Below are 16,997 nucleotides of genomic sequence, written 5' to 3'. Positions count from 1 at the left end.
TGAAGAGGTTCGTGAGAACCGCTGTCATCTCCTGTCTAGCGCACCCATGAACTGTTTGGGGCCCGTAAGGGAATGCAGGTAGACCGTTCGCGGTCGGGGTGCGCACCGCGCGTCAAGGCGTCGGGCCGTCTCTGGTCCGGCGCTTTTCTTTTCCAGATGCTTCGACAGGCATGCGATCCTCCGTACCGAGTACGGGTCGGCGATGTGCCGACCTCATGGACATCACGAAGATACACAGCGCGTCCATGAGGCTCCCGAGTCTTGCCGCTGCGGCAACACGTCGGTATTTATGCAGGTAGAACATTCGGATAGAAAGTAAAAAGGGGTTCGGCGAGAAACCTCGGGAACCCCTTGCACATAATTCCTAAAGGCGCGGGTCCTTATCCCTCCTGACTGCCCTTGTTCTCATCGGATGGCTTATAGTGCCTACCGCCGGAGGCGCTCGGACGATTCGGCTTTGGCCTGTGCAGGCTTTTCGCTCTCGACTTGGCCGCGATACGGGCAGACAGCTCGCGTTCCTCGCGGCGTCGCTTCTCGGCCATGTACTTCTTGATGTCGAACTCGGGCGAATCCGCCATCAGCTTGTAGTTCGGGTGCTCGGTGAGCGGGTATTTCTCATCGATGATGGGGTTTGCGCCGTTGATGAGCACGACGCACTCCGTCTTGGGCAGCTTCGCCACCTCGGCGGGATCGATGAGGGCGCGACCGACCGTCTGGCCGCTCTTCGACCAGCTGCCTTGACCGCCATGGCTCTGCGAGTAGTTCTCCTGGAAGACGGTCTGCTGGCCGCAGGAATCGGAGATGAACTCGCAGGTGGACGTGGTTCCCTTGTTGGCCTTGCCGCCGCCGAGGTACAGGACCGTATCGCAGCAGCCGACGATGGAATCCGCCGTCGCCTCGTCATACAACTCGGCGAGCTGCGATTTCGCCTGCAGGATGACAGACATCGCGATGTTTCGCGACCTCAGGACGGAGATGAAGCCGGAGATGTCGGCGGGAAGGGAAAGGGATCGGTACTCGTCGAGAATGAAGTTGACGGGGCGGGGGAGCTTGCCGTTGTACTTCTCCAATGCCTTGTGGCACAGGACGCGCACCGTCTGGTAGACCATCATGCCGTGGAGGAAGCCGAGCGTCCGCTGGTCGGTGTCGTCGAAGATGGCGAAGATGGCGTTCTTCGAGTCGGGGTCTCCGAAGCGCTCGAGGTGCATCTGGTCCTCGCCGACGACGAGCTTCTTGACCTCGGCGGCAGTAAACGGCGCAAGACGCGCGTTGCAGGTAATTAGGATCGATTTAAGCGTCTTACCGGCCGCAGACTGGAACTTGCGGTAGTTCTCCAGGGCATAGTCCTCGGTGGGGTCGAAGCCGCGCTTGCCGTTCTTGTGTACGTTGTCGTATGGGCGCTTGTTGTCCGAGTGGCGGCGGAAGGCGGACGGGACGAGATCGAAGCGTTCTCCGTCCGAACCCGTATAGACGGTGATTTCCTCCGGGGCATCGGGCGGTGTCGGGTTCTCCGCCGCACGTTCCTGGACTTCGGGATTCTTCGGCTGGCGCTTGACGCGGCGCATGCCGGTCTCGATCTCATCGAAGATGAGGTCCAGCGGGCTCTTGAAGTTCTCGTTGGACTCCGATGCCTTGGCCATCGACAGCAGCTTGAGCAGGCCGCCGATATGGTAATCGCTGGCGGGACAGTAGTCTCGCAGGAACGCGATGAGCGCCATATAGAGCATCTTCTCGGATTTCTCCCAGAACGGGTCGCCGGCACTCGACTTCGGCGGGGTCGTCATCGAGATGAGGAGTCCTGCGAAGGACTGGATCTCGAGGTCGGTTCTGACGTAGTGCAGCGGGTTGTAGATGAGCGAACGGTCGGGGAAGAACGTGTTGAACGAGCGAATCTCGTATCCGTTGTCCGTGAGCATGTTTCCTACGTCGAGGAGCAGGTCGCCCTTCGGGTCCGTGATGAACAGGTCGCTGTTCATCTGGCACACGTTCGGCTTCACGTAGTAGCGCGTCTTGCCGGCACCGGAGCCGCCGATGACGAGCACGTTCATGTTGCCGTCGTAGTTCATCGAGAATCCCTCGCGGCTCCACGCTCGACCGGTGTTTTTGGACAGGAGCAGTGCATTTGCGCTGCCTTCAGGATTCTTGTCCTCGATAAACGGCGCGAGCTCTTCGGGTGTCGCCCAGCGTGCAGATCCGTGTTCCTCGCCGACGCGGGTGTTCTTCTGCCCGTAGACGAGACACACCATGGCGATTGCCCATGGGATGCAGATTCCGAGCAGCATGCCGAGCATGCCGGCGTCGTTCACCAGAAGATGGAACGGCTGCTGGGCGATATAGCCCCACATCTCCGAGGGCGCCGCGGTGATGCCCTCGAGCATATCCGAATACGAGCAGGCACAGTCGACGAATCTGTTGCCGAGGTAGGCGAAGGGAATGGTGGCACCCGCGGCGGCAAGGAGCGGTGCCACCTCCTTCGTGACCTTCATTATCGGTTCACCGTCTCGAGTGAGACGTCCTTCTCGGCCTGAGCTGCGGAGCGGGAAGCCACGAAGGCGGCCTCTTCGCCCTTGTCACTCATCAGCTCATCGACGGTGCGCTCCTTCATGCTGACGGGCTCGTAGTCGGGATCGTCGTCGATATACTCCGCGTCGCGGTCGATCTTGTCGGGGACGCCGTCCCCGTCTCGGTCTTCTGCCGCGTCGCGGATGCCGTCGCCGTCCGTGTCCCCGGTGCCCGGCGCGTCCTGCCCGTCGGCATAGGGGGTGGAGAGGTCGCCGTTATGGGTATCGGGACGGGCCTGCACGCAATCTGCGGTCGTCTTGCTGTTGGAGATGTCCTCGTGCAGCTCGGCCTTACGGGTCTCGCGGGACAACATCTCGTCGGCATCGTCGGCGCTTAGCTCGCCATCGGATCGGGTTGCCGGCGAGGACTCAACCGTCTTCTCGGCAAGCTCCTCCTCGGCGATTTCCTCCGTGGATTCCGGTCCGGTTTTCCCATCGGCGGAAGGTTCGGTACCGGTCTGCTCGGCCTCATCCGGTTCGCGGTCGCCGTCTTCAAGATCGGCCTCAACTTCGGGTGTCAGCAGTTCGGTGCCCATATCGCCGCCCACGTCATCGCTGCCCGCATCGTCGTAATCGTCCGGATCCTCTTCGATCATCGGGGGTTCGAATTCCACGCCGATACGGTCCATGTAGCGCTGGCGCATGAACAGCTCGCCGCGCTCGGGTCCCATGGCCTCGATCTTCTTCCCCTCGATATCGATGGCCTCGAGGGCATTACCGGCATAGGCCTTGTCGACGATGATCTCGTTGCCTTCGTGGCGGGCATTGATATCGTAATCCTGCAGGACGGAGCAGTAATATGCCGCATTGAAGGATGCGGCCTCGTCATTGGACTCACCGAACGAGAATCGCCTGTAATCGCCATCGGGAAGGCTCTTGATATATCCCTTCGTAGCCTTGTCCTTATCGATGAGGTCCGCATCCAGGGCGCGGCTGACCAGGCGATGGTCATGGCTGATGTCCATGATGGCATTCGCAATGACCCTTTTCTTCGGGTTGATGGATTTGTCCTTCGGATGGACGAGATAGTTGCCGATGACGGTTGCATTGGCGAATAGTTCGGGGGAGAGCTGCTTTAGCTCACGGAGTGTGGTCTGTGCGCCGGCCTTGGAGCCGAACCATGTCAAGGTGTAGGGCTGGAAGGATTCCTTGCTGAAGAGTCCCCAGGGGGCGCTGGATAGGTCTTTTGCCGTCTGGCGGGCCTCGGCCAGCTCTTTACGCGCCTGGGCGCTTTCGTGCATTTTGCTTCTCAGCAGCTCCCTGCCGAACATCTCGAGCAGGTTGAACAGTTTTGTTCCCGACTCGTCTGCAATCGATGGCATATCCTCTACCTCCGTGTGTTCACTGTGGCCGGACCCCATGCCCGGCCACAGTGAAAGCTACAACGGATGGAGGCGGGCTCATCCTCCCGTGCCGCGGCGGTTTGTTTCAACCGCCCGGCTCAATATCAACCAGCCCAAAACAAAAATGGCGGTCTTAGTGCCACGTTCCCATCGGGACGGATTGTCCCCGTTCGTTCTCGACGCAGATGGTTCCATCTGCCCTGTATACGATCTTCTGCACGCGGAACTTTTGGAATCCGGAACCGAGGGCGACCGTGGTCTCCTCCCCCGGGAGAAGTCCATGGGGCAGCGCGAGGCTCCTGACTCCATCCGCATCGCGCAGGGCGGCATCGGCCCCGTCCGCTCGCGAGGATTCCTCTGCGAGCTTCATGTTGACGCGCTCGAGTTCCCTGGAGAGCCTGGCGGAATCGCGCTCCGCCGCCCTCGCTTTCGCCTCGGCGTCGCTGGCGCGTGCCATATGGTCGGCGAGTTTCGCCTCGGCGTCCTCGAGGTCTTCCCTGAGGGTGGAGCAATCCGCGAGCTGCCCGTGGAGTTCTTCCAGCTCGCCGCGAACCGAGGTGAGCTCTTCGCGCAGCAGGTCCGCCGCCCGCGCCTTCCCCTCGGCTCGGTCGGCCCGCTCGCGCTCTGACGAGACCTCCGCCTTCAGGCGCTCGAAATCGCCCTTATGCGAATCGTTTACAGCGCGGTCGAGCTCGAGCTGCTTGGAGTCAAGTGCTTTCTGCAGCTCGTCGATCTTCCTTTCGTACTCAGTCGTGCTCTCGTCAAATTTGCTCTGCGCCGTCCGTGCCTGTTCGTGGATTCGCGCGTTGCCGCGCTCCAAATCGCCGAGTTTCTGCTCGAGATCGTGGCGCTGGCGATACGACTCCTCCCGTGCCGCCTGCAGGTCCGCTTGGACAAGGTCGTTCTTCTCTTGCGCGGCCTTGAGGGCCGCCACGGCATCGGCGCGGGCTTTCTGGGTCTGGGCCAGATTCCTGGCGAGGGCCTCTTTTTCTTGAGCCAGGTCGTTGAGCCTGCCGGCGTTTTCCTGTTCGCTGTCGCGCAGCCGGCAGGCGCCCTCTCGCTCGGCGACGAGCGAGGATTCGAGTTCCTCGACTCGCGCTGAGGAGTCGGCGAGTTTCTTTTGCAACCCGTCCCTTTCGGCCGAAACCGTCTCGAGCTCGGCTTTGGCCTTGGCGATGGAGTCGGTGAGGGCCGCATTGTCTTTCATCAGCCCGTGGTTGGTCTCCAGCTCGCCCTCATGGATGTCATAGATCTCGCCGAGCTCGCGTTTGCGCTTCTGGAGCTCCTCCTTGGTGGCCCTCATGAGGCGCTCGTAGTCGTCCTTGGCCTCCTTGAGCTGCCTCTCGTAATCCTCTGCTTGGTTCTGGAGGGTGGCCATGTTCTGGGATAGCTCGCCCGACCGCTCCTCGGCGGCCTGCGCCCTGGCGACGAGGCCGTTGACCTCATCGTTTGAGAGGCCGCTGAGATTTTCGATTTTCGAGCGCAGGCCGAGGACTTCTTGGCGGAACTCCTCCTTCTCGGTTCGCTCGCCCTCGACCTGGGCATTGAGTTCTCCGAGCCGCGTCATCAGGCTCTGCGTCTTTCTCCGCTCGGACTCAAGCGATTTAAGCGTCTCGGCGTTGACACGCCTCAGGTTCTCGGCCTCATGTGAAGACGCGGCTTCGGCCTTCGCGGCCAACTCGGCGGTCCTGAGCTTGAATTCGGCGCATTTGCGCTCGTGCGTGCGGTTGGCCTCCGTCAGTTGGTCCTTAACGGAAGAAAGTTCCGCCAGGGCGGAATCGCGCTGGCGCAGGGCATCACCGACCAGCCGTCTCGCCTCGGTCCGCGCGGCCTTCATGCGCCGTGCGCGATTTCGTGAGCTATGCGCAGCCTTGAAGGGGGCATCTTCAGGCAATTGTCCCATTGCTTCTCCAATCAAATCCTAGATTTCAGGCATTTCCTCGATATCCTTGGGGACTTCGATGCCCTTGACGGAACACATGTAGCGCAGGGCCTCGCGGCGGTTCTGTGCGCGGGGCGCGATCATCGCGGAATGGTAATCGCCCATGAACGTCCAGATGATGCCCGAGGTGGTCTTGTTGGCGGTGAGGGAGTACTTCCTCGCGAGCCTTTCGGCCTCGTTCGCGCACTCGGCTTCGCCCTCGGAGGCGTCATCGGAAGATGCGACAGCCAGTTTTTCAGCCTTTGAGCGGACCCTCTTCAAGTAGAACCTGAAGCCATCAGCACGCCGCAGCCAGTTGAGCGGGAACATCGCATAGCGCTTGAATGCCGCCGAGCCGCCTTCTGAGTTCTGCGTCATGAGGTCATCGAGGTACAGATCCCAGGCGTCGCAAATCTCATCGGCCGTGGCGCCCGAGTCCATGGCATCGCGAATCGCCGCCATGGTCTTCTCGAAGAAGATGCCGTCGATGTGCTTGGGGGACGAGTCGGCGATGAAACGCGCCGCGAAACGGACCTCGGCACTCCAACCCCCGACATCGTCTGAGCCGCAATCCCCATCCCAATCCCCATCCTCTACAGGGAGTCCACCTCTCTCGTCGGAATAATCAGAAGAATAAGAAAAATAATTATCATTATTATTCTTATTATTATTTATATATACGTCGTTGCTCGGTGAGCCCGAACCGCTATCCTGCGGTTTTGCTGCATTTTCCCAGCTAGATGATGGTGCTGTTGATTCATCCTGCTCGACGTTTTCGCAGGTCGCGCCGATACGACGACTTGGCGCATCGTTGTGACAAAATGACGCATCGTTGTGACAGGTTGACGCATCGATGTGACAACCTGGCGCATCGTTGTGACAAAATGACGCATCAGCCTGACCTGCGGATTGTTGAAAACTCGAGTTTTCAACAGCCGAGATGTGACAAGTTGACGCATCTGCCTGACCTGCGGGTTGTTGAAAGCCGAAATCGAGGATTTGCCCGCCTCGCGACGCGGAGACGGGGGTCGTCGCCTCGATCGCGGCGTTGATCTTCTCCTGGATGGCGAAATACGAGCGGGGCGACTTCATGCCGTTCGCCTCCCTGCCAGTGCGGTACAGCTCGTTGTAGCCGATGAGACCCGACTTGCACAGGCTGTCGAGCGCACGCTGGACGGAGCGGCGCGAGATGTAGAGGTCGAGGGCGAGCTGGTTCTGCGTGACATAGTAGCCGTACGCCGAGTGGTGGCTCATCGAGTAGATCTTGGCGTACACCGAAAGCTCGGCGCTGGACGCCTTGAGGCCAAGGCCAGCGGGATCGACCATCCAGTCGAAGACGGTATAGAAGTTGCGGTCGAGCGCGTTATCAGGACATCTTGTCGTAGGCACCGTCATCGACCTCGCTTTCGTTTGATTCATCGGCCGGCGCGGCTTCCTCGATAGGGGCTGCCGCGTGAGCGAGGATCGACTCCACGGCATCGTAGTCGCACTTGAAGCTCATGGACAGGCCGGCCTCGTCCATGACGGCGCAGACCAGCCCCTTGGCGGCGAGCTCGTTGAGCACCTTGAAGACTCGCGTGATACCGCTCTCGCCGCGACCGCGGACGGGGCAGCCCTCATCGAGGGCGCGGGCGATGTATTTCGAGGTAATGCGGTCTCGGGCGGGGTCCTCGGTGCAGTCGCGCTCGAAGATGAGCGCGAAGACGATTGTGCGGGGGCCGTTAAGGCCGAGCTTGTCCATCCAGCCGTACTGTTTCCAGTAGGGCTCGTTTTCTAAACGGGCTGCAGGGTTGTCGTTGTAGCTGAAATCCATGGTAGTCCTCCTATTTTGCTATCGACATGACTCGGTTCCGGCCGTTGCGGCCGGAAATGTTCTCGATAGTAGAGGAGGGGCGGCATGACCGCTCGTCGATGCAGGCGACCCAGGTGCTGGGTTCGTTCTCGCCGACATGGGTGCGCTCGATGTAGCCGCGTTCGGACAGTTTGCCCAGAACGCGCCTGACGGTTGCGACCGATGTGTTGGTGAGGAACGCGAGCATGGGTTTTGAGACGCTGACGCCATCTTTGCCCGCTTCGCAGATAAGCGCGAAGACGATGAGCTCGTTCCCCGATAGATCGAGTTCGCGCATCATCCACGGTTTGATGGTGATGCTCATCGGAGCTCACCTGCCACGGTGCCTCTGCATGGCGAAAAGACCCCGAAGGGCTTGACGCTCTCGGGGTCGGTTGCTAACAGGTTGCACGGATAGGCGGCAGCATCCACGGCCGCACGCCCAGCAGGGCGGGTCATGCAGTTCATCTCCTATCGTCCGGCTTGGGGAACCGGTTTTCCTTGATTTTGTGGCGCGAGGGCGAGCTTGTCAACTAGGCATTTTTGAGAAGGGCCTTGAGCAATAGCTTTCCGAGCTGGGCTTCTCCGATTTGGTCGAGCAGGGTCTCGTTCACTTCGTCTTCATCGTCTTTAGCGATCGGTTCATCGGCGGTCGATACTGCGCCCAGAAGGGGCTCCCCGCCGAAGATGTCCACGCCGTATTTCCTGAAGAGGGGGGCGTACTGCTCCTTGACTTTCTCCCTCGCCAGGCAGCGTTCGCTGACTGTCTTGTAGAGGGATTCGTAGCTGATTCCCGCGAGTTTGAAGACGTAATCGCGGTTGAAGGTGAAGCGGTTCTGGAAGCGCTGGAACTCGATAGCGTCGGCGCGGCACATGGACTGGAGCTTCGAGCGACTGCAGCCGAGGATTCTCGCGGTCTGCTCGGAGTTCAGGACGAGGGGGAGCTTCAGGAGTTCCTCATCGGTAAACGGGGCGGGCTTGGCGCTCTTTTTGGCTTCGACTTCATTCACCCTACATCGCCTCCGTGGATTCACCCTCGGGCTCCTCCGTTGCCCACAGGAACTCCTGCTCGATAACGGATTCGAATGCGGCGAGGAATCGGGCTGCACCGTCAGCGGGGAGCAGGGCCCTCATGAACCGGAACTCATTTGCGGTCGGTTCGCGCAGGAAGTTGCATTCCCCATCGAGCAATGCGGCACCGTCGGTTGACTCATTCATGGCGTTGGCGAACATTTCCGTACCCTCGACATAATCCAGAAGGACTGCCGTCGCAGATTCGAATGCAGGGTTTTTGGTCATCGTGTCTCCGTAAATAAACCGAACTACTTGGGGCATAGTTGACGAATCGGGAATCGGATTCCGCATTCGTAGCTACGAGCGAGATATTAGTCCTTTTTCCAGATTTGGGCAATATGATTTAGAATCGTAATTTACATACGTGGAAATTACCTATTTGCGCGATTTGTATCTACATACGCGAAAATCACTTCCAAATCATGTATTCTGTAGCCAAGTAGCAACCTGACTACAGATAGGGGAGACCATGACATTCAAGGAAATACTTGAGAAGTACGGCATCACCGCATCGGAGCTCAGCCGCAGGTCTGGTGTCTCGACTTCGACCCTGAGTACGTTCGTAAACGGAAGGTCGAAATGCCAGAACATGCAGATCTCCACGTTCCTGAGGATCTGCAAGGGCTTGGACATTCCGTTTGAGACCTTTGTGGATGACCTGTTCGATGGCGAGGAGGGAAATCCCGGGAAGGAGGCGCTCCTCTCCGGCGACGAGGAATGCCTCGTGAGCGATTTCAGGGGCTTCAACGCACAGGCGAAGTCCTGCCTCATGCGCGTGTCGAGCGCCATGAAATTGGACCCCTCGAACATGCAGAGGAATCGCGAGCCGCAAGCGATGGATGAAGTGGCTGCTGGCAAAGACGGCCACGACGATGTCTCCGAGGATGCCGAATAGCCCGCCGCGGAGCTGTGGGCGAGACGCTTTGGGTGTACCTAGCTACATTGCTACATACGTAGCCGGATAGCTAGGTAGCCGACTACCTGACAACATCTAGACGCATATGGAGAGATGGGAGTTTTAACCATGGCCGATGAGAAAAGACTACCGGCAGTTAAAAAGCAGATAGCGGGCAAGGATCGCCCCTATACGAAGTTGGAGGCCATCATCAAGGGCGCCGGCTACACGAATACCCAGGTGGCACACCTGGCGGGTATACCGATCAGCACGCTTCAGACGATAATCCGACCCGAGGCGGATTTGGGGACCGTGCGCGTCTCGAACCTGCTTTCGCTTTGCCGGGTGCTGAATATAACCATCGAGCAGCTCTTCGATGACCAAGCGCCACTTACCGAGGATACCGATGCCCCGATGGGTCAGCGCTTGGAACTGGTCACGCTGTTCAATCGCCTGAATACCAAGACGCGCGGCGAGCTGATCGGCATGATGAGGAGTCTCGCGAAGGACCCGAACCGTCTGATGGTCTGGCCGCGCGACCGAGAATAATTGAATATACAGGTAGCCGTGTAGCTCTGTAGTCCGATACCTAGCTACACGGCTACCTAATATATAGACTACTTCAGGCTGGCGACATACCACTTGCCGCCATCGGCGATGATTGACCTTCGATACGTTCTGTTGCCCCTTCCGATGACATAAACGTCGCGGACATATGCGAATCTGCCTGCCGTCAGAGATGGACACATGAGCGGTGCCCCGCTGCTCGAGATCGCGAAGCGGCGTCCATCGGGCCAGACGATACAGATCGGGTTGTCGTTTGAATCCTTCTCAACCGATACCTCCACGAGGTTCATCCCATCTCCGACCATTGATCCTCCTATAGGCGAAAATCCTCGGATGCCCGCGCCGCTGCGGGCGTTTTCTTTGTAAGACCATCGCATCCTACAGCTTTTACAGATGGCAATTGCCTATGCGGCATGCCGGCTACGTACATACGGAGCTACACGCCTACCGAGCTACACGCCTACACGTGCGGTGCGAATTTCCCTTATTCACTTAATCTCGGGAAGGCCGCGTCGCCTCCTCAGCGTTATCGCTTCTCTACGGCGGCACGACGCTACGCTCGCAGCGGGTTATTCACCTACATCGCCACCGTTGCTTCTCGGTAGGCGGCTACAGCGCTACACCGCTACAAACCTACACCCTTACAGGACTACACGTCTACCATCCAGCAGGGCATCCAGTGATACAAAGAGGTGCCCGTAATGGCACCCCGTAGGATGGCTACTTGTTATTATCTTTTTTGCCCGCGTTATTTGACTACGTGGCTATCGGGCTACAAAGCTACACGGCTACATGACTACGCGAATACGTTCGAGCGGAAAAACCCTTCGCTTTTGCCGGTCGTCGATTTCTTTTTCTTCTTATTCTTATTATTCTCGTTCAGATCCTGATAGGGGCAATCCGGTCGTGCGGCTCCATACATACGTGCCTACATAGCTACATCGCTACGGGCATACACAGCTACACGGCTACGTGCAGATCTTGCCAAAGGAAAAGGGACACCACAAAAGGTGTCCCATTAAATGAGACTGGAAATCCGCCACCTAATTCGCATCGGCCGCCGCGATACGCCTGCCAATCCATCTCATAACGGGAACGGCCATCGAGTTGCCAATAGCCTTATAGCGCGGGCCGTCGGGGCATTCCTCGGCGGTTTTGCCCCTCCAAGCAATCAGCGTATGCCCATCGGGGAAACCCTGCAGGCGTTCGCACTCCAGTGGGGTAAGCCGCCGGACGCGCATAGGGTTACCCTCCGTGGGCTTATCCGCGATTTCGGAGTCGTTCATATGGGAGTGGTTCGCGAGCGGCGTTAATGCGAGGTCGGCGTCCGAGCCGATCCCGAGGCCCGTCCCGCGCCCCAGCTTCTTGTCGCGGGTGGCGATCTGTTCGTTGATGGGATAGGTGCCGCCGGTGCAGACGAAGGTCGTCTGCTTCATACCGGGTCTGGCGGCGAGCGCTCCGCTGAGCGTCCCGTCCCCGACAATGCGCACCTCGTTGCGGGTATTCCGCGCGAACCCGAAGGGCGGTAGGGTGGCATTCTCGCGAGCCCAGACGGCAGGCCCCGATGAGGTGTCAAGTGTCGGGAAGATATCGGCCTCGCCGACTCCTAGGCCGTTGCTGCCCGAATGCGCGGTCTCGCAGACACACGTCTGCAGATTCGGTCCGCCCACCACCACGGGCGCATCGTCCTTGCCCATATGGGCGGTCAGGCATCCGGCAATCTCATCGCTGATATGGCAATGGGCTTGCGTACCCGTCATGCAGACGATGTTCTGGCCCCTGTCCGCACAAGGGGATGAATCGCCCCGAGCCGTCAGGCATCCCGCGATCTCGGTGCCGTACTGGGACATTGCCATACCCTGACGGTCGACGCAGTTCAGGGTGAATGCGGGGTCTCCCGGCATGCCACATCCCTTGCCGGCGGGACCGACGCTATCGGCTCGTCCGATCATGTTTCCCTGCAACGGAAAGACGGCGGGCGCATGCCAGTCCGCAGTGAGCGTGTTGGCCTGCTCTTCGGCGTACCCTATCGTGTTTGCTCGGGGCGCAGCGGAGTACTTGAAGCCTGCGCACGCAGCGCTGCGTCCAACTCGGCTGGCAAGCTCCTTCCTCTTTTCACGGCTCGATTGAGAATTCCCTGACAGGCAGTCGGGCTCAAAGAGAACCTCTGCGGGGGATTCGGCTCCAAGATGTCCGACAAGAAACAGACGGCGGCGTCGCTGGGCCACTCCGAAGAATTGCGCGTCCAGTACTCTCCACGCGAGACTATACCCGAGTTCATCCATTTCGCTGAGCAGCTGTCCGAAAGCGCCCCCATCCTCGCTCGTGAGCGCTCCTGGGACGTTTTCCCATAGAAACCAGCGAGGACGAAGCTCCTGTACGCATCGAATGTACTCGAACATAAGGCCGGACGCGCCTTTGAGGCCTTCGCGCTTACCCGCCACCGAGAACGATTGACACGGGGATCCGCCAACAACAAGGTCGATAGCTCCATCGATTTTATCCTTCCAGTCGATTTTGGTGATGTCTCCCAGATTGGGAACGTTTGGCCATCTCTCAGCCAGCACGGCACACGGGAACGGCTCGATTTCCGAGAATGCCACCGGCTCCCAGCCGAGTGGCTCCCAGGCGAGAGTTGCCGCCTCGACGCCGGAAAAGATGCTTACATAGCGAAAGCCCAAGGGTTCCTCCTGACCGCGAACCTACAACGGTTCCCAGTCTCTGGCACCCTGAGAGACCCGACGGAGTCTTGCCGCAGCGGCAATTCCGCAGCTAGATGGCTATCTACAGACCTATATCGAACAGAGGTTTTCGCCCTATACGGCTGCATCGCTACCGAGCTACAGACCTATCGGGCTACGCGGCCACAGAGCTACACGTCTACACGCATAGCCGAACAAAGGGGTGCCCGAAATGGCACCCCGTGGCATAGCTGGTCGTTATTATTGTTTTCACCCGAAGAGTCTCTAAAGTCGACTACTAAGCTGCGCACCTGTCGTGCTACTGGACTACAGGACTACGTAGCTACCTTGCCACGCAGCTACACCGCTACAAGCCTACAAGTACAGCCACCTGCCCGCGTGACTACCTACCGCTCTTATCGGCGGGGGAGTACGACAGCGTATTCCTGAAACTCTCGCGCCGGCGATTGAGCTCATTGAGTTCCTGGGCGAAGGCGGTCTTGTCTTCAAACAGGTCGTCAAGACTCATATCCCTATTCGGATCCAAGCCCATGACCGTGTCAATGATGATTGGATACGATTTCCGGAGGGCATCGGTGTACCCGAAGCTGCGGATGATGAATCCGAGGCTGTCGCGGCTGGATTCGAGCAATTCTTCGTTGACATAGAGAAGGGTGTCGTAGCCTTTTGCCGATGCGTCCTTGCTGAGCATGACAACGATTGGCATCCGCTCACCGCTGGACTTCATGTCCACCTTTTCGGGTTTCAGGAGTTGCAGGCTGCTCGGCGCATAGCAGGACGAGCTGTGGTACTCGGCATTTACCTTTAGGCACCCGATGGCGAATTGTGCCGCATATTCCGGTCATATCCTCTGGCGAGATTGGAAATTCGCTGCACGTCCCTGTTGTTGGCCTTCATGGCATCCTCCTTGTCCTTCCGACAAGGATTTCCCGGACAGCGAGAACCCATTGAGTCATGCCGCAGCGGCATTTGGCAAATGCGAACTCGATGCCCAAAAAAGAAGGAGGAGCGCGAAGCCCCTCCTTCTGGACAGCCTATATCCCGGTTACCTGCCTGCCAGTTCGCTCTCCCCGAAACCATCGGGGCGCTTGGGGTCGAACCCCTATGCATGGAATGCTTTTCGCGGCCATGCCCGCTATGCGTGTAGACGCACACCACGCTAAACGTCAGGTTTACCAGCCGGGGCTGAACCCTCTCTCGAGAGCAAGGATATTATGGGTATGTAAAATAACTGGTTGGAAGATTGATCATGTTTGAAAACCAAACGCGGATGCTCTTAGGCGAAATGCCGCTATCTATAACATCAACCTTTTCGATTTCCCATTGACGTCTAACCCAGGGAGTGGTTGAAGAACCATAGGGGTCGGAAGCGGTTTCAACAAGGTTGTAGACTTCTGTCTCGAACCCCGTATACACTTCGGTCACCCTGCGGTAGTTGAACATATCTCCGACTTGCGGAACCCCGCGCCTCTTGTAGAACATGAGGCTCTGGTCGTCCTCGGAATATACCGCGAATGCCGTGCCGTTCTCGGGGTCGGGGATGTCCACCGGCTCGTAGAAGTTCTCGCCTGTCGTGCCCGACCCGATAGCGCCCGCTACTAGGTTGAACTGGTTCCCGATCGCCGACGAGACCCACGGCCCCGCGATCAGGACCACCAGGACGATGATCGCGATGATCAGGACGTACTCGACTGTCGACTGCCCTTTCAGGCGGCGGGTAAATCTCGGAGATACCCCCCCCCCGAAAGGAATTTCCGCTGCGTTCATGTGCGGCTCCTCTCGGATTGCTTTGGCTGATGCCGTAGAAGATAGACATAGCAACGGCAGCCTACCGGACAGTGCCGCAGCGGCAACTTGCCTATGGCAAATCGCCCATTAACACGCTACAATAGAACATGCGTTCGTTATTCATTCGAAAGGGGTATTGCCATGAGCGAGAGCGAGAAGTCAATCCGTCTGGTCACAGCCCTCGTCGAATGCCGTCCGGACGGTGAGTACGCTCCCTGGGGGATTAAGTGGTACGACGGCACCGTCTACCCATTCGACCGGATCGAGTCCTACAGCTCCCGCTCGTGGGTTCTAGGTCCCAAACGTCAGTCCGAGTCCTGGCGCGTTGTTGTCGGGGACGGTACTTGCCGCGACATCTGTCATTACCAGAACAGCTGGTATGTCGTTCACGATCCCGACAACGACACCCCTGCGGATCGCGCACCGAATGGACCGTGTAAGTAGCGCAGCCAGGCGTTAAGCCTACGGGCGGTCTCTGATAGCCGCCGCGAGCCTGTCGGAGAGCCTTTCGATTTGCCCCGATGCATACTCTACTATTAGCTCCGGCTCGGCTATATCCCCATGAGCGGCGGCATCGAGCAATGCGGCCAGCCCGCGCATCTCGTGGTACACATCGAAAACACTGTTCTTCATTTCCTCATCCATAACGATTTCTCCCTTCGCCCTACTTCCCTTATGTTCCAGCGCTTCGGCTGAGTCTTACGAGGCGAAAGTCTCCCACAACTCAAGAAGATCGCTATCCTTGAGCGCAGGGGAGAAAAGGGGAGAGCATGGCCAAGGGCAACCACAGCTTCACCGAGCAGGATATCCGTAGCCGTTTCGGCGCTATCGTCGGCCATACCGTCGCAGAGGTAGATACCGCCGGCGTCCTCGCCGCGTCGGGGGCATCCCGCAACAAGGGCCGCATCGGCGCCGTCATCGAGCAGTCGGTTCTCGGCTACCCCGCGGATTCCGACCGCCGCCCCGATATCGTCATCGACGGGCAGCCCTGGGAGGTCAAGGCGACGGGCCTCGTCGAGGCCGCCCGCGGCGGCTGGCGTGCGAAGGAGCCCATGTCCATCACCGCCGTGGCACCCGAGGGCATCGTGGCGGAGAGCTTCACCACCTCGGCCTTCTGGCACAAGGCCGCCTGACTCTTGGTCGTCTACTACCTCTACGTGCGGCCCGGGAAAGGGGTGGCGGTCGAGTACGCGGGTTTCGAATTCAAAGGCTATGACTTGCACACCTGGCGCGAGGTCGACCGATGCCGCCTGGAGGCGGACTGGACGGTCGTGCGCGAATTCGTCCGCACTGCCCTTAAGGGCGATATCGATACCGAGATGCCGAACCTCTCCACGCTCGTCAACCCGCAGCTGCTCTACCTCGACACCTCGCCCAAGTGGCCGAACAGGCCGAGGTTCCGCCTGAAGGCGTCCCTCGTCACCCAGATGGCGCGTGAGCGCCTGGATGACGGCATGCATATGATTCCCGACCAAGGCGGGCTGTCCTCGATGGAGGCGCTCAGGGCGCATCTTCACGGCATCTCAAACACCTATGCTGGCCAGGCGCTCGAAGAGCTCGCCGCACCGTTCGGCCTGCCGCTCAAGACCAAAACGGGACGTGAGAACAAGTCCCTCGCCGAGCAGGTCGTGGTCAGGCTCTTCACGGGGCATGCCGGCAAGATCTCGCAGGTGCCGCTCTTCGTGAAGGCCGGTCTCGTCTTCAAGACGATGACGCTGACGCCCGCGGGCGGCAGGACCGAGGACATGAAGCTGAACCCCTCGATTGACTTCGAAGAGCTGTGCGACCCTTCGGTCGAGTTCGAGGACTCCTCATTCGCGGCCCCCTTCATCGACTCCACCATGGTCGTCGCCGTGCTCGAGGAACAGTACCGCGACTGCCCGCTGCGCCGGTGCCGCCTCATGGGTTTCAAGGTCCTCTGGCTCGGAATCCACCTCGATGCCGCTAGGGCGCTCTGGGACGGCATGCGCGACCTTATATTCAGCGATTGTCTAGTGGATGCGCCCGTCCTGAAGAGGGACGGCACGCCTCGCGTGACTCCCAAGACGGGGATTCCCATGACGGCTCCCAACTGGCCGAAGAGCCGCGACGGTGTCCTTTTCGTCCGAGGCACCGGCACCGATGCGAACGACAAGCCCGTGACGATTAACGGCGTGAGGATGTACCGCCAGAACGTCTGGATCAAGGGAACGGAGCTGGCTGATAGGCTGGAGCGGCTTATGTACCTCTAGGGCCTACTGCCAGGCCTTCGGGAGGATCACGCCGGGGGCCTTATAGTTGAATTCCTTGTGGTTGGCGCTCACTGGGACATTCCA

Annotated in this window: 18 protein-coding genes; 5 read left to right on the top strand and 13 right to left on the bottom strand. The window is 59.3% G+C overall.

Annotation, left to right across the window (positions count from 1 at the left end; genetic code table 11):
- Positions 1–380: 380 nt before the first annotated feature.
- The 8 genes from PMX60_RS09050 to PMX60_RS09015 form a co-directional block, all read right to left on the bottom strand.
- Complete coding sequence (locus PMX60_RS09050; RefSeq protein ID WP_271747647.1) at positions 381–2,486, bottom strand: type IV secretory system conjugative DNA transfer family protein; 2,106 nt, start codon at positions 2,484–2,486, stop codon at positions 381–383.
- Positions 2,486–3,883: a hypothetical protein gene (locus PMX60_RS09045; protein ID WP_271747646.1), complete on the bottom strand. Its 1,398-nt coding sequence runs from the start codon at positions 3,881–3,883 to the stop codon at positions 2,486–2,488. The genes PMX60_RS09050 and PMX60_RS09045 overlap by 1 nt, the downstream gene beginning before the upstream one ends.
- A 154-nt stretch (positions 3,884–4,037) precedes the next feature.
- Positions 4,038–5,807, bottom strand: coding sequence for a coiled-coil domain-containing protein (locus PMX60_RS09040; protein ID WP_271747645.1), 1,770 nt, complete (start codon positions 5,805–5,807; stop codon positions 4,038–4,040).
- Positions 5,808–5,825: 18 nt separating this feature from the next.
- Positions 5,826–7,214 carry a helix-turn-helix domain-containing protein gene (locus PMX60_RS09035; protein WP_271747644.1) on the bottom strand — a complete coding sequence of 463 codons (1,389 nt, stop codon included), beginning with the start codon at positions 7,212–7,214 and terminating at the stop codon, positions 5,826–5,828.
- On the bottom strand, positions 7,192–7,638 hold the full coding sequence (locus tag PMX60_RS09030; protein ID WP_271747643.1) for a hypothetical protein: 447 nt from the start codon (positions 7,636–7,638) through the stop codon (positions 7,192–7,194). The genes PMX60_RS09035 and PMX60_RS09030 overlap by 23 nt, the downstream gene beginning before the upstream one ends.
- Positions 7,639–7,648: 10 nt before the next feature.
- The gene (locus PMX60_RS09025) at positions 7,649–7,981 is read right to left on the bottom strand and encodes a MarR family winged helix-turn-helix transcriptional regulator (protein ID WP_271747642.1); all 333 of its coding nucleotides are present in this window, start codon (positions 7,979–7,981) and stop codon (positions 7,649–7,651) included.
- A 208-nt stretch (positions 7,982–8,189) separates the two neighbouring features.
- A complete protein-coding gene (locus PMX60_RS09020; RefSeq protein WP_271747641.1) occupies positions 8,190–8,666 on the bottom strand; it encodes a MerR family transcriptional regulator in 477 nt (158 codons plus the stop codon).
- 1 nt (position 8,667) lies between these two features.
- Positions 8,668–8,955: a hypothetical protein gene (locus PMX60_RS09015; RefSeq protein ID WP_271747640.1), complete on the bottom strand. Its 288-nt coding sequence runs from the start codon at positions 8,953–8,955 to the stop codon at positions 8,668–8,670.
- A 244-nt stretch (positions 8,956–9,199) separates the two neighbouring features.
- On the opposite strand from PMX60_RS09015, the gene PMX60_RS09010 reads away from it, so the two are divergent.
- The gene (locus PMX60_RS09010; RefSeq protein ID WP_271747639.1) at positions 9,200–9,625 is read left to right on the top strand and encodes a helix-turn-helix domain-containing protein; all 426 of its coding nucleotides are present in this window, start codon (positions 9,200–9,202) and stop codon (positions 9,623–9,625) included.
- A 129-nt stretch (positions 9,626–9,754) separates the two neighbouring features.
- Positions 9,755–10,174 (top strand): helix-turn-helix domain-containing protein, encoded by a 420-nt coding sequence (locus PMX60_RS09005; protein ID WP_271747637.1) that lies wholly within the window; start codon positions 9,755–9,757, stop codon positions 10,172–10,174.
- Between the two features lie 68 nt (positions 10,175–10,242).
- Here the strand turns inward: PMX60_RS09005 and PMX60_RS09000 are convergent, their stop codons facing one another.
- The 4 genes from PMX60_RS09000 to PMX60_RS08985 form a co-directional block, all read right to left on the bottom strand.
- Positions 10,243–10,482 carry a hypothetical protein gene (locus PMX60_RS09000; protein ID WP_271747636.1) on the bottom strand — a complete coding sequence of 80 codons (240 nt, stop codon included), beginning with the start codon at positions 10,480–10,482 and terminating at the stop codon, positions 10,243–10,245.
- A 753-nt stretch (positions 10,483–11,235) separates the two neighbouring features.
- Positions 11,236–12,873 (bottom strand): DNA cytosine methyltransferase, encoded by a 1,638-nt coding sequence (locus PMX60_RS08995; RefSeq protein ID WP_271747634.1) that lies wholly within the window; start codon positions 12,871–12,873, stop codon positions 11,236–11,238.
- 403 nt (positions 12,874–13,276) lie between these two features.
- Complete coding sequence (locus PMX60_RS08990; protein ID WP_271747633.1) at positions 13,277–13,621, bottom strand: hypothetical protein; 345 nt, start codon at positions 13,619–13,621, stop codon at positions 13,277–13,279.
- Between the two features lie 485 nt (positions 13,622–14,106).
- Complete coding sequence (locus PMX60_RS08985) at positions 14,107–14,661, bottom strand: hypothetical protein (RefSeq protein ID WP_271747632.1); 555 nt, start codon at positions 14,659–14,661, stop codon at positions 14,107–14,109.
- 162 nt (positions 14,662–14,823) lie between these two features.
- Here PMX60_RS08985 and PMX60_RS08980 point away from each other — a divergent pair, with 162 nt between their 5' ends.
- Positions 14,824–15,126, top strand: a complete 303-nt coding sequence (locus PMX60_RS08980; protein ID WP_271747631.1) for a hypothetical protein — start codon at positions 14,824–14,826, stop codon at positions 15,124–15,126.
- Between the two features lie 18 nt (positions 15,127–15,144).
- On the opposite strand, the gene PMX60_RS08975 is transcribed toward PMX60_RS08980, so the two are convergent.
- Positions 15,145–15,327: a hypothetical protein gene (locus PMX60_RS08975; RefSeq protein ID WP_271747630.1), complete on the bottom strand. Its 183-nt coding sequence runs from the start codon at positions 15,325–15,327 to the stop codon at positions 15,145–15,147.
- A gap of 125 nt (positions 15,328–15,452) precedes the next feature.
- Between PMX60_RS08975 and PMX60_RS08970 the strand changes: the two genes are divergently transcribed.
- Positions 15,453–15,815: a MutH/Sau3AI family endonuclease gene (locus PMX60_RS08970; protein WP_271747629.1), complete on the top strand. Its 363-nt coding sequence runs from the start codon at positions 15,453–15,455 to the stop codon at positions 15,813–15,815.
- Between the two features lie 42 nt (positions 15,816–15,857).
- Positions 15,858–16,913 carry a PDDEXK family nuclease gene (locus tag PMX60_RS08965; RefSeq protein ID WP_271747627.1) on the top strand — a complete coding sequence of 352 codons (1,056 nt, stop codon included), beginning with the start codon at positions 15,858–15,860 and terminating at the stop codon, positions 16,911–16,913.
- Positions 16,914–16,997: the final 84 nt, after the last annotated feature.

Source organism: Collinsella aerofaciens (assembly GCF_028206995.1).
Lineage (GTDB): Bacteria > Actinomycetota > Coriobacteriia > Coriobacteriales > Coriobacteriaceae > Collinsella > Collinsella aerofaciens_AQ.
The sequence above is the reverse complement of the archived record's forward strand: the minus strand, read 5'-3'. Positions and strand labels throughout refer to the sequence as shown.

Excerpts from the sequence above, each read along its gene's own strand:
- PMX60_RS09050 (WP_271747647.1), bottom strand. The coding sequence starts at position 2,486 with ATGAAGGTCACGAAGGAGGTGGCACCGCTCCTTGCCGCCGCGGGTGCC.
- PMX60_RS09045 (WP_271747646.1), bottom strand. The coding sequence starts at position 3,883 with ATGCCATCGATTGCAGACGAGTCGGGAACAAAACTGTTCAACCTGCTC.
- PMX60_RS09040 (WP_271747645.1), bottom strand. The coding sequence starts at position 5,807 with ATGGGACAATTGCCTGAAGATGCCCCCTTCAAGGCTGCGCATAGCTCA.
- PMX60_RS09030 (WP_271747643.1), bottom strand. The coding sequence starts at position 7,638 with ATGGATTTCAGCTACAACGACAACCCTGCAGCCCGTTTAGAAAACGAG.
- PMX60_RS09025 (WP_271747642.1), bottom strand. The coding sequence starts at position 7,981 with ATGAGCATCACCATCAAACCGTGGATGATGCGCGAACTCGATCTATCG.
- PMX60_RS09015 (WP_271747640.1), bottom strand. The coding sequence starts at position 8,955 with ATGACCAAAAACCCTGCATTCGAATCTGCGACGGCAGTCCTTCTGGAT.
- PMX60_RS09010 (WP_271747639.1), top strand. The coding sequence starts at position 9,200 with ATGACATTCAAGGAAATACTTGAGAAGTACGGCATCACCGCATCGGAG.
- PMX60_RS09005 (WP_271747637.1), top strand. The coding sequence starts at position 9,755 with ATGGCCGATGAGAAAAGACTACCGGCAGTTAAAAAGCAGATAGCGGGC.
- PMX60_RS09000 (WP_271747636.1), bottom strand. The coding sequence starts at position 10,482 with ATGAACCTCGTGGAGGTATCGGTTGAGAAGGATTCAAACGACAACCCG.
- PMX60_RS08990 (WP_271747633.1), bottom strand. The coding sequence starts at position 13,621 with ATGAAGTCCAGCGGTGAGCGGATGCCAATCGTTGTCATGCTCAGCAAG.
- PMX60_RS08985 (WP_271747632.1), bottom strand. The coding sequence starts at position 14,661 with ATGAACGCAGCGGAAATTCCTTTCGGGGGGGGGGTATCTCCGAGATTT.
- PMX60_RS08980 (WP_271747631.1), top strand. The coding sequence starts at position 14,824 with ATGAGCGAGAGCGAGAAGTCAATCCGTCTGGTCACAGCCCTCGTCGAA.
- PMX60_RS08975 (WP_271747630.1), bottom strand. The coding sequence starts at position 15,327 with ATGGATGAGGAAATGAAGAACAGTGTTTTCGATGTGTACCACGAGATG.
- PMX60_RS08970 (WP_271747629.1), top strand. The coding sequence starts at position 15,453 with ATGGCCAAGGGCAACCACAGCTTCACCGAGCAGGATATCCGTAGCCGT.